Raw genomic sequence first — 13,206 nt, forward strand, 5'->3', positions numbered from 1 at the left:
CTGCCCATTGATTCCCAGAGGCTATAGCCTGCCGCCGTGACACCCCATAAGTCAACTGAAAGACCCTACAGTCTGCGGCAATGCGCAGGTTATCCACAACATATTGCGGTGAAACCGGCGGTGCCAGCCTGAACGGGCGCGGGCAAGCCGTCTGAAAACCGCTGGGAGCGGCCACATCGTGTCGCGGCTAAACCGTTTGCTGCGTCCTCCTTTTGGTCATATCATTTTACCAGTGAGGAGATTCCAATGCCATTTCGCCCCGTTGTGTCCGAAAAGCTCTCGATTGCCGTTGTGCATCAGATTGAAGGGTTGATCCTGCGCGGCATCCTTCTGCCCGGCGAACGACTGCCCGCCGAAAGGGAGCTGGCGGAACGTCTCTGCGTCTCAAGGCCCAGCCTGCGTGAGGCCATCGGGCTCTTGCAGGAAAAGGGCCTGCTGAGTACCAAGGCCGGTGCCGGTGTCTATGTGGCCGATGTTCTGGGCTCGGCGTTTTCGCCCGCCCTGGTGCAGCTGTTCGCCCGACACGATAAGGCGATGTTCGACTATCTGTCTTTCCGCCGCGATATGGAAGGGCTGGCCGCCGAGCGGGCCGCCCGGCTCGCCTCCGATACGGACCTGCGCGTGGTGCAGGAAATACTCGATCAAATGGAAATCGCCCACGGCAAACGCAATCCTGAAAACGACGCCCATCTGGATGCGAAATTCCACATGGCGATTATCGAGGCCAGCCATAATGTCGTGATGCTGCACATGATGCGGTCGATGTATCAGCTATTGCGCGAGGGCGTGTTTTATAATCGGCAGGTCATGTTCAAACAGCGTACGACACGCGGCGTCTTGCTGGACCAGCACCGCGCCATCAATGTGGCCCTTCAGGCGCGGGATGGCGCAGGTGCGCGCGCCGCCGTTGCAGCACATCTTGATTACATCGAAACCTCGCTGAGGGACGATGTCAGGGCCGCCGAAAACGAGGAAACAGCGCAGCAGCGTCTGGATCACGTCAAGGAAACTGGGCGCGGAACCGGGCGCTAACCTGCGGTTAAACAACAAAAAGCCCGGTCTGGAACCGGGCCTTTTCGTCCGTGTAACGATCTGTCGCTAGTGAAGTTTAGCTTCCACTTCGGCGATCGCGCCATCAATCAACTGGTTCGCATCAGCGGCAGTCAACTGCTTGGCGATCACCTCACGCGCGGCCGCGATGGCAACGCTGACTGACTGGTCACGTACATCCTTGATCGCCGCAGCTTGAGCGCTCGCGATCTGATCTTCCGCCGCCGCCACCCGACGCGCCAGTGACACCTCAAGATCGGCGCGCGCTTGCTCAGCGGCAATCGTCGCCTCTTCCTTGGCGGCTTCCACGATGCGGTCGGCTTGTTCCTGCACTTCGCGGTGCTTACGTTCGTAGCTCGCAAGCAGGGTCTGGGCTTCCTCACGCAGCGCACGCGCTTCGTTGAGTTCACCCTCGATGCCTTCGGCACGTCCGTCGAGCATCTTGCCGATCATGCCCGGCACTTTGAAATACACCAGAATGCCGATGAAAACGACAAGGCCAAGGAAAACTACAAAATCGGTGTTCTGGAGGGATATCCCACCCCCCGCCGCAAGGGCCGGGTTGGCCGCCAGCATGGCGACTGCAAGCGCTGAAAGACGTGAAATATTACGCATCTGCTTCATCCTTTCAACTGGCCATCGACCGCTGCATTCACGGCTTTGGCATCTGCCTTGCCGCCGAATGTTGCAACGATTTCCTGCGCGGTGTCTTTGGCAACCTGCTGGATCGCTTCAGCAGCACCTGCGCGTATTTCCGAAATCGCTTTCTCGGATTCCGCAGCTTTTGCCGAAATTTCGGCATCTGCCTTGGATATTGCCACATCCAGATCGCTCTGAATGTCAGCCTTCGCCTCGGCGACAATGCGGTGCGCCTCGGCCCGCGCGTCAGCCAGTGCCTTTTCATAGGCGGCTTCGGCCTCTTTCGCCTTGGCTTTGAAGTCCTCAGCCGTGGCAATGTCGTTTGTGATTGTGCCCTGACGCTCGGACAGGATCGCTGCGATCCGTGGCAGAGCGACCTTTGAAAGCACCATGTAAATCACGACAAGCGTGATCACCAACCAGAATATCTGGTTCCCCCAAGTGGAAAAATCCAGCTGTGGCATGCCCGGGCTGGAAGCCGCGACATCAGCGCCATTTGTTTCAGTTGCCATTGTTATCTCCTGCAAGAAACGGGCTGCGGTGGAACCGGGCCGTTACATCGGGCAGCGCGTCAACCGCGCCGCCCGACCGTAAGGATTTCGTCTGTCTAAGTCTTAGACAGCGAACATCAGCAGCAGAGCGACGAGGAAGGCAAAGATGCCCAGCGCCTCGGCGAACGCGATGCCGATGAAGAGTGTTGCCGTCTGCGATGCCGCAGCGGATGGGTTGCGCAGAGCGCCTGCGAGGTAGTTGCCTGCAACATTACCAACACCGATGGCTGCTGCCCCGGAACCGATTGCCGCCAGACCTGCGCCGATGTGTGCGAGTTCGCCTTCCATGTGAATTCTCCTTACGATTGGAAGTTGAGTATTTGAACGGGTGTAGCCGCCCGAATTAGTGATGCGGGTGAAGCGCGTCTTTCAGATAAACGCACGTCAGAATTGTGAAAACATAGGCCTGAATGAAGGACACGAGGACCTCCAAACCGTACATCGCCGTGATGCCGAGGATCGCCACCGGGCTGACAAGGGTCAGCGCTGCAAAGCCTGCAAAAACCTTGATCACCGCGTGGCCCGCCATGACGTTGCCCGCCAGACGAATGGAGTGGCTGACCGGACGCACGAAATAAGAGATAATCTCGATGATCGCCAGAACGGGGCGCAACGCCAGCGGCGCCGAGGCAACCCAGAACAGGCTCAGGAAAGCGGAGCCATTCTTGACAAATCCCAGAATGGTCACGGTCACGAACACCGCCATCGCGAGCACAACAGTTACCGCAAAATGCGATGTCGGCGTGAAAGAGGATGGTATCAGGCCAAGGAAGTTGGCGCAGACAATGAACATGAAAAGCGTCATGATATAGGGGAAAAACTTCAACCCTTCCTTGCCGCAGATGTCTTCAACCATCTTGTAGATGAAACCATAGGCCAGTTCCGCAACCGACTGCGCACGCGACGGCACAATGGCGCGCTTCGAGCTTCCGACAACCAGCAGCAAAATCACGGCAATGATCGAAAAACCCATCCAAAGCGCCGTGTTCGTCGGCGTGTACCAGGTTACGTCACCCCCAAAGAGCGCAGTAATCTCAAACTGCTCCATTGGTTTGAAAACCAACCCGCCGCCTTCTGCCTTGTCCGCCATGTCAGGCTCCCTCGTCTCGATCTGCGGCCTCTTCGGCCAACTTCTTTTCCTGGATTTCCTGCGCGGAGCGGAGCATCGTCTTCACCCCGGCCGCCAGACCCAGCATCGTAAACAGCACCATGAATATCGGCAGCGTCCCAAACAGAACATCCAGCCCGTATCCAATACCGAACCCGATCCCAAGACCGGCAACGAGTTCGATGACCATCCGCCACGCCAGTTGCGCTTGAGAATAGTGCTCATCCGATCGGGGGCCCGGCTCTTGTGCCTTTTTCGCGGCGGCAATCTTAGCCTCAAGCTGCTCTAGTCGCTGCTGTTGGTCTGGATCAGTCACGCGCAATTTGCCCCTTCAAGGAGTTGCCTTGTGCTACGGTGCAGCGCGACGTGAGTCAACCGGCTTTGACATTCGGGACAATGCCGCCCAACATATTAAAATAAAACGAGAAAATATACCGCGCAACAACGGCAGGTCACCCTGTCGCAGGTGTGCATTCCCCGCATTGCACGAAAAGGGATATTCAACCATTTGGTTGACGTTTTACTGCCAAAGGTGCAGATCGGGCGGCATGACACGAGACCTAGATCAGGTTTTTGCAGCTCTTGCAGACCCGACCCGTCGGGCCATCCTCGCCATGTTGCTGGAGGATGATATGGCCGTCACAGACGTCGCCGACCCTTTTGAGATGTCACTGGCGGCGATCTCAAAACACCTGCGCGTTCTGATGCTGTCGGGTCTGATCTCTCAAGAAAAACGCGGCCGGGTGAAATGGTGCAAGCTTGAGCCGGACGCGCTGCGCGCAGCCTCGGTCTGGATGCAGGGGTTCGGACAATTCGAACCTGTCAACCTCGACGCATTTGAACGGTTTCTGGCGGCAGAAGTGCCCCCTCCCGAGGATCGCGACTAAGGCACGGGGCGCGGCACCGCCCCCTCATCGCGCAGCAGCAAGGCCAGCGCGATCATCGTCAACCCTGCCCCCCCCAGTATGATCGGCGGTGGCAGCCCCTGCCCCAGCATCGCCTCCCAGCCGATAACCCAGCTTGGCACGAGATAGGTATAGGCCATCACCTTGGAAGACGGCAGGCACAGCGTGGCCGTCTGCAACAACACGAAACTCGCCGCAGAGGCAAAAAACGACAGATAAATCAGCGTAAACCAGACCATGCCGGACAAGTCGGTCCACGGGGTCGCCGCGATGTCGCGCCAGCCAAAGACCGTCAACAAGATCGCGCCCGCCACAAGCGTGCCAAAGGTAAACACCACCGCGGGTTCCCCCCGGTTCAGTTTGCGCACCATCGGCGTGTAAAGCGCATGGCAGATGCAGCCGGTGAAATAGATGATCTCGCCCCGCCCGATGGCAAAGGCCTTGAGTGCTGCCAGATCCGCGCGAAAAATTACCCAAAGCGCACCCATGGCACCGATGATCAAGGCGACTGCGATGCGCGGCGTCACAATCTGGCGCAGCAACAGCCACCCGAACCCCGCTGCGATCACGGGTGTCAGGGTGAAAACGGCGGCAGCACTGACCGGCGGTGCAGTCTTCAGCCCTTCGAACATGAGCACAAAGTAGGTCCCGAACAGCCCGCCCAGCACCGCATAGCGCCAGGACGCCACAAAGGCATGGCGGGGCATACCTGTCGTGGCCAGCGCAGCAAGACCGATCACGCCAGCCGCGAGCCAAAACCGCAAGGCATTCAACGCCGCAGGCGCGACCTCATTGGCAATCTGTCCGCCCAGTGAAAAAGACCCCGCCACCAGCGCTGAGAACAGCAGCATCGATGCATGGCCCTTTTGCGCAGGTGTCACTCGTCCCACTCTTGCGCGGCGTCTTTTACAAAGCTCAGGAAAGTCTGCACCTTGGTGGTACGGTGCAAATCCACATGCGTCACAAGCCACAACGGGCCACTCCACCCTTCCTGTTCGGGATGCACCTCGACCAGCTCCGGACGCGACCGGGCCTCAAAGGCCGGCAGGAACCCGATACCCGCACCCTCCAGAATGGCCTCCCGCTGCGCCCGCGTGTCCGAGCTGCGAAACCTGATGCTTGAGGCGGGCACATTCTGACGCAGCCATTGCTCGAAAGGCGCGCGGTTGTTTTCCGCATCATGCGCCACAAAGCGGTGATCGCCAAAACTCTTGACCCCGTTCGGGCGACCGTATTCGGCGATATAATCCTTGGTCGCGAACAAGGCGACCCTGTGATGGCGAAATTCCTGCACGACATTGTCCGGCTGATCCGGCACCGTGCCTGCGCGGATCGCCACATGCGCCTCACCATATTCCAGCCGAAACAGGCGTTCGCCCGTGAGGTAACGCACGACAACATCCGGATAGGCATTCTGAAACGCCACCAACACAGGCACCATGCGCGAGGACAGATCAATCAGCGACGTGACCACAAGATCGCCCGACACCTCATTGCCGCGCCCCTTGATGCGCCCGGCAAGCTGATGGAACTGATCATCGGTGGCCTGCGCAACGCGCAGCAAATCCTGCCCCGCTTCGGTTGCGGTATAGCCGCGCGCATGACGCTGAAACAATTTGACGCCAAGACGCCCTTCCAGCGCGTCCACATGCCGGATCACGGTTGCATGATGCACACCAAGCACTTCAGCCGCGCCGCTGACAGTCCCCATACGTGCCACTTGAAACGCTGTTTTAATCTCGTCCCAGTTATTCATCATTCACCTCACTCGGTTTGATGCGCGCAAAACGTCAGGTTTCACAATTTCACAGGCCAAGACAAGCCGGAAGTAAGCCTTGCCCAGTCACAAAGAAGATAGATGCCGCGATCCCTTTGCGGCCACTTAATCAAAAAACCATTCACAAGCGCTTAACCGCAATTCCCCGCGCTGGAGGTCCCACGTTGGACACCAGATGCAACTGCATCAAACCGCGGGTCACACGCTGAGTATATATATAGTGCCAAAACCTGCTGTGGCCGAACAGGGCCGGGTGCGCTATCTGACGGGGATGAAACTGATCCGCCAAACGCCCGATGAACTCCTGCTGCTTCACCGGCCCATTTTCCTGTGCATCGCGCTGGCTGCTGGTGCCCTGTTGGCGCTGGGTGCAGGCGTGTGGAACATCCTGCAGGGTGAATGGCTCAAGGCTGTCATCGCGCTGCTCGCGACCGCTGGCCTCGTGGCGCCCGCCCTCTGGTTCGGCGCAGAACGGGTTCAGATTGCCTTCAGCCGGATCAGCGGCACCTGCACCATCGACACACACCGTCTGTCCGGGGTGCAGCATGAGGTCTTTCGCCTCGGTCAGATCGACGCCGCGATCGTCGAAACCCACAAGGGTCAAGGCGACACCGCAGGATCCCACCGCGTGGCCCTGACCTTTACCGCGGGGGGCGATGAAAACCGCCGCCCGCTCACGACCGGCTATGCAGGCGGCACCCGTGCCAAGGACATCGCCGCACGCATCAACGGCTGGCTCGACGCGGCCCGCACACCAGAGAGCAAGACTTGACTTGAAGGCTACCGCGCTTTAAAGCAGCGCGCATATCCGGAAGTTTATCCCTTCCGGTCCCGGTGCATCCGGGATCGCCCTCCGTCAGCGCGTTGCGCCCGCGGGGGCAAAACCATTTGGTTTTGTCCCATTGCAATGACACCGGGCGTTTGTGAAATTCATGCCGGGTGCCTACATCAGGGGCATCCTGCAACCGAAAACGAAGGGGGCCATGGCCCATGTTTGAAAATCTGTCCGAACGCCTCTCCGGCGTCTTTGACCGTCTGACAAAGCAAGGTGCGCTCTCCGAGGAGGACGTGAAAACCGCCCTCCGTGAGGTCCGCGTCGCCCTGCTGGAGGCGGATGTCTCCCTGCCCGTCGCGCGCGATTTCGTCAAAGCGGTACAGGAAAAAGCCACCGGACAGGCCGTCACAAAATCCATCACGCCCGGCCAGCAGGTCGTCAAGATCGTACATGACGCGCTGATCGACGTGCTCAAGGGCGAGGGCGAACCCGGCACGCTCAAGGTCGACAACCCACCCGCCCCGGTCCTGATGGTCGGCCTGCAAGGCTCCGGTAAAACCACGACCACCGCCAAACTGGCAAAACGCCTCAAGGAAAAAGACGGCAAACGCGTGCTGATGGCCTCGCTCGACGTCAACCGCCCCGCCGCGATGGAACAACTCGCCATCCTCGGTGCTCAGATCGGTGTCGACACCCTGCCAATCATCGCCGGACAGGACCCCGTCGCCATCGCCAAACGCGCCAAGACGCAAGCCGGGCTTGGTGGCTATGACGTCTATATGCTGGACACCGCCGGGCGTCTGTCCATCGACGAAGAGTTGATGCAACAGGTCGAAGCCGTCCGCGACGTCGCAAACCCGCGCGAAACGCTGCTGGTGGTCGACGGGCTGACCGGTCAGGACGCCGTGCACACCGCCCAGAACTTTGACGAACGCATCGGCATCTCCGGCGTGGTGCTGACCCGGATGGACGGTGACGGGCGCGGTGGTGCCGCACTTTCCATGCGCGCGGTCACCGGCAAACCGATCAAATTCGTCGGCCTCGGCGAAAAGATGGACGCGCTCGAAACCTTCGAGCCGGACCGCGTGGCAGGCCGCATCCTCGGCATGGGCGACATCGTGGCCCTCGTCGAAAAAGCGCAGGAAACGCTCGAACTTGAGCAATCCGAGAAAATGGTCAAACGCATGATGAAGGGTCACTTCACCATGAACGACCTGCGCATGCAGCTTGAACAGATGCAGAAAATGGGCGGCATGCAGGGCATGATGGGCATGATGCCCGGCATGGGTAAAATGGCCAAACAGGTCGAGGATGCAGGCTTTGACGACAATATCCTCAAGCGCCAGATCGCGCTGATCCAGTCGATGACCAAGAAAGAACGCGCCAACCCGCAAATCCTGCAGGCCAGCCGCAAAAAGCGGATCGCCAAGGGCGCGGGGCTGGAAGTCTCCGAATTGAACAAACTGCTCAAGATGCACCGACAGATGGGCGACATGATGAAAAAGATGGGCAAAATGGGCAAGGGCGGCATGATGAAACAGGCCATGAAAGGCATGTTCGGCAAGGGCGGTGCGTCGCCTCAGGACATGGCCGCAGGCATGGACCCCAAAGCGCTCGAAGCCGCTGCCAAACAAATGGGCGGCAGGCTGCCCGGAGGTCTCGGCGGCATGGGCGGTGGCGGTGCCGCGCTGCCACCGGGTCTCAGCGGGTTCGGTAAGAAGAAATGATCACCTGTTTTCTGAAATACGAAATCGACCCGGCCAAGGTTGCGGATTTTGAGATCTATGCAAAAGCATGGATTCACAACATTAATTGCATGGGCGGCACGCATCACGGCTATTGGCTGCCCTCAGAAGGGCCGTCCGATCTGGCGTGGTGCGCCTTCAGTTTCCCGTCGCTGGCCGATTACGAGACCTACCGCGTCGAGATGGAAACCGATCCCGGCTGCATCGCGGCCTATGATCACTCCGAACGCACAAAATGCATCCGCCGCTGGGACCGCCATTTCACGCGCCCTGTGCTCACCGGTGAAAGCCCTGCTGATCTGGGATTGATGTAACGTGGCCGATATTCCCATCCTTGAAACGCGACGCCTGATCCTGCGCGGCCCCGAGCCCGAGGATTATCCGGATTTCAAAGCGACCTTTACCAGCTACCGCGCGCGCTTCATGGGCGGCCCGCTCAATGCCTATGAGGCGTGGATGCTCTATGCCGCCGAAATCGGCCACTGGCAGATCCGCGGCTACGGCATGTGGATGATCCACGACAAGGACACGGATGAAACCTACGGCATGGCAGGCGGCTGGAAGCCGGCGAAATGGCCCGAAGCGGAAATCGCATGGGTGATCTGGCCTGACAAGAACGGTAAGGGCTACGCGCTTGAGGCCACCCATGCGGTGCGCCATTATCTCTACGGGTTTTGCGGCTGGGACACGGCGGTCAGCTACATCGACCCCAAGAACCTCGACAGCATCCGGCTGGCCGAACGTCTGGGCGCGCTCAAGGATCACGACGCGGCCACCATCGACGGCAATGACGCCGTTTACCGCCACCCGGCTCCGGCGGATCTGCGCGGCTCGCAACTGTCCCATGGTATCGAGATGGAGATCAGCCACTACGCCGATCCGCTCTTCAAACCGAAAGGCTGGGCCCTTGACTGATCGTAAAACATGCGCGCGCCGCGCACCGACGCAATACCGACGTATCACCGACATGATACCGACCGCCCAAAAACACCGTTTCGGAGGCCCAGAATGAGCGACGCCGCAACCCGTGCCGCAAGCCTGTTGAAAGAGCACCGCGCTTCCATCGACCGTCTGGATGCCATCCTCGTCTATACACTGGGCGAGCGGTTCAAACATACGCAGGCTGTGGGGAAACTCAAAGCCGAACACGACCTTCCCCCGTCCGATCCCTCGCGTGAAGCGGCACAGATCGAACGGCTCGAAGATTTGGCAAACCGGGCCGATCTCGACCCGGAATTTGCCAAGAAGTTTCTTAACTTCATCATCGCTGAAGTCATTCAGCACCACCACAAACACCAATCATAAGGCGCATAACGCGCCCCACACATCCAAAGGAAACAAGACCATGGCCATGAAAATTCGTCTCGCCCGCGGCGGCTCCAAAAAGCGCCCCTTCTACCGTATCGTTGCAGCGGACAGCCGCATGCCTCGCGACGGGCGCTTCATTGAAAAACTGGGTACTTACAACCCCTTGCTGCCCAAAGACAGCGAAGAGCGCGTGAAAATGGACGCCGAGCGCGTGCAGTACTGGCTGGGTCAGGGCGCACAGCCCACAGACCGCGTTTCCCGTATGCTTGAGGCCGCAGGCCTGAAAGAAAAAGCCGAGCGCAACAACCCAAAGAAGGGCACACCCGGCAAGAAAGCCCAGGAGCGCGCCGAAGAGAAAGCCGCCAAAGCCGCAGCCCCCGCCGAAGAAGAAGCAGCCGCAGAATAATCTGCGCGGCGGGCCTGTCCCGCCTATCCAAAAGCCCTCCGGCCTGTGTTGCGCAGGCCGGGGCGCACCGCCTGAATTTCAAACCGGGACAGAGCCGTGTTCAAACCGATCCGATTGCTTTTCCTGATCCTCGCAGCCTTCCTCGCAGGGCTGATGTTCGAGCGAAACAATACATCTGAAAAATGCCGAACCGCCGGTGGCACGATGGATGCTGGCCTATGCAGGAACGTACCATGAGCGACGAAAAGATCTGTGTCGGTGCCATCGCGGGCGCCTACGGTGTGCGTGGCGAATTGCGCATCAAAAGTTTCTGCGCCACCGCCGAAGATATCGAAACCTACGCCCCTTTGACGAGCGAAGACGGGCAGCGTCATTTTCACCTCGCCCTCGTGCGTCCGATCAAAGGCGGCTTTGTCGCGCGGATCGCAGAAGTGACAACCAAAGAAGAGGCGGATGCGCTGAAGGGTGTGCAACTCTTTGCGCTGCGTGATCAATTGCCGTCCCTGCCCGATGATGAATACTATTATACCGACCTGATTGGCCTCCAAGTCCTTGATACCGGAGGGGAAATTCTGGGCAGCGTCAAGACGGTCGCTGATCATGGGGCCGGTGACATCCTCGAAGTCCAGCGGGTCGGGTCGTCAGAAACCGTTCTGCTCCCCTTCACGCTTGCGGTGATCCCAACCGTTGATCTGCGCGCTGGCAAAATAATCGCCGATCCGCCGGAAGGGGCGCTCTGAGGTGGCGCAGGCACCCAAAAGCCATGGCCGCAAGACCATCCGGGCGACGCGCACCCCAAGCTCCCTGATCGGCACAGACGAAGAGCTGTCAGGCGTTTGGCAGGCCCGCATCGTCACCCTGTTCCCGGACGCCTTTCCCGGTGTCCTTGGCCTGTCGCTGACCGGCAAAGCCCTGCAGGACGGGCGCTGGCAGTTGCACACTCATGATCTGCGCAGCTTTGGTGTCGGCAAGCACCGCAACGTGGATGACACGCCCGCAGGCGGTGGGGCGGGTATGGTCATGCGCGCAGATGTCGTCGGCCCGGCGATCGAGGCGGCACAGCGTTTTGCGCGGGGGCGCTGGCCGATCCTCTACATGTCCCCGCGGGGCCGTCCGTTTACACAGGAAATGGCCAAGGATCTGGCGCGTTGTGATGGTGTCACTGTGTTGTGTGGGCGCTTTGAAGGGGTCGATGAACGCGTTCTGGAGCATTTTGGCGTCACCGAGGTGTCCATCGGCGACTATGTTTTGACAGGCGGTGAGATTGCGGCGCAAACAGTGCTGGATGCCACGGTCCGGCTTTTGCCGGGTGTTTTGGGCAACGTGGAAAGCACCGTGGAAGAAAGCCACTCGAACGGTCTGCTTGAACATCCACAGTTTACCCGCCCGGCGCTATGGGAGGGGCATGCAATCCCCGACGTACTGATGTCCGGCAATCATGCAGAGATCGCGAAATGGCGCGAGGCGGAATCACACCGATTGACCCAAAGGCGTCGGCCCGACCTTTGGGCGGCCAAAACCGGCAAAGACTGACACCGCAGCCAAGCCAGATACACCTATCAAACGTCAAAAAAGGCACTGTGATGTATCGTCGGCACCACAGGCACCGACGTCTGTACCGCTTGAAAAACCGCACGCTTTTGGTATTTGACAGCCATATCAAGCCGCCGTTTTATACGCCAGTCAGACCCGTTTTTTCGGACAGGGGACGCTCAAGTACAGGATGATACGCATCACTGCGCAACCTGTTGATCCGAAAAACAACCTCCGGTCGATCATCGCGACAAAGTGAGCTACCAAAACGCGAAACCATTGAGTGAGCCCGCGCCACCTTGTACGCTCTGCAGTATTATTGTTGAGCCAGGTAAGCGAATTTTGAACGAAAGCGATTTTCAGTCCTTTTTGGACGATGTCTCGGAGTGTTTTATCGAGCGTGATTTTGCGCGCTGGAGAAAACGTGTGCTCTATACATTTTCACTGATCACCAGCGCTGGTCCCATCGTCATCAAGACCGATGATGAACTGCGCGAGAATTTTGCCCTTTATCTGCAAGCATGTGATGCCATGCAGTTGGACCGCATATTCCGCGTCCCTCTTGGACTTGAGGAATGCAGCGATGGCACATGGCTTGGCAGTTATGAAACCAATTTGTTGCGCAATGGCATGCGCGCAACGGCGCCCTACAAATCCACGGCATTGCTGCACCTGCGTGCAGATGGGATCAGAATGAGTTCCATCATGAATGCGCGCGGTCACCACGACTGGACAGGAAAGCAACCAGAAACCGGTAGCTAGGCACAAAGGCCAACGGATTATTTCAAGCAGCCGTGCCAACTGGATCAAATAGGCTTGATCTGTGCTCTGTTTCCTCTTAGACAGCGCGAACTTGGAGTCGCTTTTGCGGGTCCGGGCCGGTTCCGTATGGAATCTCATGAATAAGGAATGATGTTTGTATCCTCCGGGCGGGCGCTGCGGCGCGCCGGTAAATCCCGAAGCTCTGAAACACGCACAAACTTCGTGGACATACCACGAGCATCATAGGAGACGATCAGATGGATCTGATTGCACAGATTGAAGCGGAACAAATCACCGCTCTGGGAAAAGACATCCCCGACTTCCGCGCCGGTGACACCATCCGCGTCGGATTTAAAGTAACCGAGGGTACGCGTACCCGGGTTCAGAACTACGAAGGTGTGTGCATCGCACGCAACAACGGTCACGGCATCGCCGGATCCTTCACGGTGCGCAAAATTTCTTTCGGTGAAGGCGTTGAGCGGGTATTCCCGCTGCACTCCACCAATATCGACAGCATCGCTGTTGTGCGCCGCGGCCGCGTGCGGCGCGCGAAACTGTACTATCTGCGCAGCCGTCGCGGAAAATCCGCGCGTATCGCGGAAAACACGAATTACAAGCCCAAGTCGGGCGCGAGCGTTTAAGGAGCG

Annotated in this window: 19 protein-coding genes; 12 read left to right on the forward strand and 7 right to left on the reverse strand. The window is 58.9% G+C overall.

Translation table 11 applies throughout. From position 1 onward, the window contains the following. Window positions 1-246: 246 nt before the first annotated feature. Window positions 247-1,032 (forward strand): FadR/GntR family transcriptional regulator, encoded by a 786-nt coding sequence (locus RLO149_RS16810; protein WP_013963294.1) that lies wholly within the window; start codon window positions 247-249, stop codon window positions 1,030-1,032. A 66-nt stretch (window positions 1,033-1,098) separates the two neighbouring features. Here RLO149_RS16810 and RLO149_RS16815 read toward each other — a convergent pair whose 3' ends face one another. The 5 genes from RLO149_RS16815 to RLO149_RS16835 form a co-directional block, all read right to left on the reverse strand. Continuing rightward, complete coding sequence (locus tag RLO149_RS16815; RefSeq protein ID WP_013963295.1) at window positions 1,099-1,665, reverse strand: F0F1 ATP synthase subunit B; 567 nt, start codon at window positions 1,663-1,665, stop codon at window positions 1,099-1,101. Window positions 1,666-1,670: 5 nt separating this feature from the next. Continuing rightward, entirely contained in the window at window positions 1,671-2,201 is a 531-nt protein-coding gene (locus tag RLO149_RS16820) for a F0F1 ATP synthase subunit B' (RefSeq protein ID WP_013963296.1), read from the reverse strand. A 102-nt stretch (window positions 2,202-2,303) separates the two neighbouring features. Next, window positions 2,304-2,528 carry a F0F1 ATP synthase subunit C gene (locus RLO149_RS16825; RefSeq protein WP_011567586.1) on the reverse strand — a complete coding sequence of 75 codons (225 nt, stop codon included), beginning with the start codon at window positions 2,526-2,528 and terminating at the stop codon, window positions 2,304-2,306. Between the two features lie 55 nt (window positions 2,529-2,583). Next, window positions 2,584-3,330 carry a F0F1 ATP synthase subunit A gene (locus tag RLO149_RS16830; RefSeq protein ID WP_013963297.1) on the reverse strand — a complete coding sequence of 249 codons (747 nt, stop codon included), beginning with the start codon at window positions 3,328-3,330 and terminating at the stop codon, window positions 2,584-2,586. A gap of 1 nt (window position 3,331) precedes the next feature. Further along, window positions 3,332-3,664 carry an AtpZ/AtpI family protein gene (locus tag RLO149_RS16835; protein WP_011567584.1) on the reverse strand — a complete coding sequence of 111 codons (333 nt, stop codon included), beginning with the start codon at window positions 3,662-3,664 and terminating at the stop codon, window positions 3,332-3,334. Between the two features lie 232 nt (window positions 3,665-3,896). On the opposite strand from RLO149_RS16835, the gene RLO149_RS16840 reads away from it, so the two are divergent. After that, the gene (locus tag RLO149_RS16840) at window positions 3,897-4,235 is read left to right on the forward strand and encodes an ArsR/SmtB family transcription factor (RefSeq protein ID WP_013963298.1); all 339 of its coding nucleotides are present in this window, start codon (window positions 3,897-3,899) and stop codon (window positions 4,233-4,235) included. On the opposite strand, the gene RLO149_RS16845 is transcribed toward RLO149_RS16840, so the two are convergent. Beyond that, on the reverse strand, window positions 4,232-5,134 hold the full coding sequence (locus tag RLO149_RS16845) for a DMT family transporter (protein WP_174270221.1): 903 nt from the start codon (window positions 5,132-5,134) through the stop codon (window positions 4,232-4,234). The genes RLO149_RS16840 and RLO149_RS16845 overlap by 4 nt on opposite strands. Continuing rightward, window positions 5,131-6,009: a LysR family transcriptional regulator gene (locus RLO149_RS16850; protein ID WP_044025712.1), complete on the reverse strand. Its 879-nt coding sequence runs from the start codon at window positions 6,007-6,009 to the stop codon at window positions 5,131-5,133. The genes RLO149_RS16845 and RLO149_RS16850 overlap by 4 nt, the downstream gene beginning before the upstream one ends. Window positions 6,010-6,205: 196 nt before the next feature. On the opposite strand from RLO149_RS16850, the gene RLO149_RS16855 reads away from it, so the two are divergent. The 10 genes from RLO149_RS16855 (at window position 6,206) to rplS (ending at window position 13,200) form a co-directional block, all read left to right on the forward strand. Further along, window positions 6,206-6,802 carry a hypothetical protein gene (locus RLO149_RS16855; RefSeq protein WP_013963301.1) on the forward strand — a complete coding sequence of 199 codons (597 nt, stop codon included), beginning with the start codon at window positions 6,206-6,208 and terminating at the stop codon, window positions 6,800-6,802. 218 nt (window positions 6,803-7,020) lie between these two features. Further along, a complete protein-coding gene (gene ffh / locus RLO149_RS16860; RefSeq protein WP_013963302.1) occupies window positions 7,021-8,532 on the forward strand; it encodes a signal recognition particle protein in 1,512 nt (503 codons plus the stop codon). Continuing rightward, window positions 8,529-8,864, forward strand: a complete 336-nt coding sequence (locus RLO149_RS16865; RefSeq protein WP_013963303.1) for an NIPSNAP family protein — start codon at window positions 8,529-8,531, stop codon at window positions 8,862-8,864. The genes ffh and RLO149_RS16865 overlap by 4 nt, the downstream gene beginning before the upstream one ends. Before the next feature lies 1 nt (window position 8,865). Then, complete coding sequence (locus RLO149_RS16870) at window positions 8,866-9,465, forward strand: GNAT family N-acetyltransferase (RefSeq protein WP_013963304.1); 600 nt, start codon at window positions 8,866-8,868, stop codon at window positions 9,463-9,465. A 93-nt stretch (window positions 9,466-9,558) separates the two neighbouring features. Beyond that, entirely contained in the window at window positions 9,559-9,855 is a 297-nt protein-coding gene (locus RLO149_RS16875; protein ID WP_011567576.1) for a chorismate mutase, read from the forward strand. Window positions 9,856-9,895: 40 nt separating this feature from the next. After that, a complete protein-coding gene (gene rpsP, locus RLO149_RS16880; RefSeq protein ID WP_013963305.1) occupies window positions 9,896-10,264 on the forward strand; it encodes a 30S ribosomal protein S16 in 369 nt (122 codons plus the stop codon). Window positions 10,265-10,497: 233 nt separating this feature from the next. Beyond that, complete coding sequence (gene rimM / locus RLO149_RS16885) at window positions 10,498-11,004, forward strand: ribosome maturation factor RimM (protein ID WP_013963306.1); 507 nt, start codon at window positions 10,498-10,500, stop codon at window positions 11,002-11,004. Window position 11,005: 1 nt separating this feature from the next. After that, window positions 11,006-11,797, forward strand: a complete 792-nt coding sequence (gene trmD / locus RLO149_RS16890; RefSeq protein WP_013963307.1) for a tRNA (guanosine(37)-N1)-methyltransferase TrmD — start codon at window positions 11,006-11,008, stop codon at window positions 11,795-11,797. 426 nt (window positions 11,798-12,223) lie between these two features. Further along, window positions 12,224-12,559, forward strand: a complete 336-nt coding sequence (locus tag RLO149_RS16895) for a hypothetical protein (RefSeq protein ID WP_245538080.1) — start codon at window positions 12,224-12,226, stop codon at window positions 12,557-12,559. A gap of 257 nt (window positions 12,560-12,816) precedes the next feature. Then, the gene (gene rplS, locus RLO149_RS16900; protein ID WP_013963309.1) at window positions 12,817-13,200 is read left to right on the forward strand and encodes a 50S ribosomal protein L19; all 384 of its coding nucleotides are present in this window, start codon (window positions 12,817-12,819) and stop codon (window positions 13,198-13,200) included. Window positions 13,201-13,206 lie beyond the last annotated feature (6 nt).

It is taken from the genome of Roseobacter litoralis Och 149, from assembly GCF_000154785.2.
Classification (GTDB): Bacteria; Pseudomonadota; Alphaproteobacteria; order Rhodobacterales; family Rhodobacteraceae; genus Roseobacter; species Roseobacter litoralis.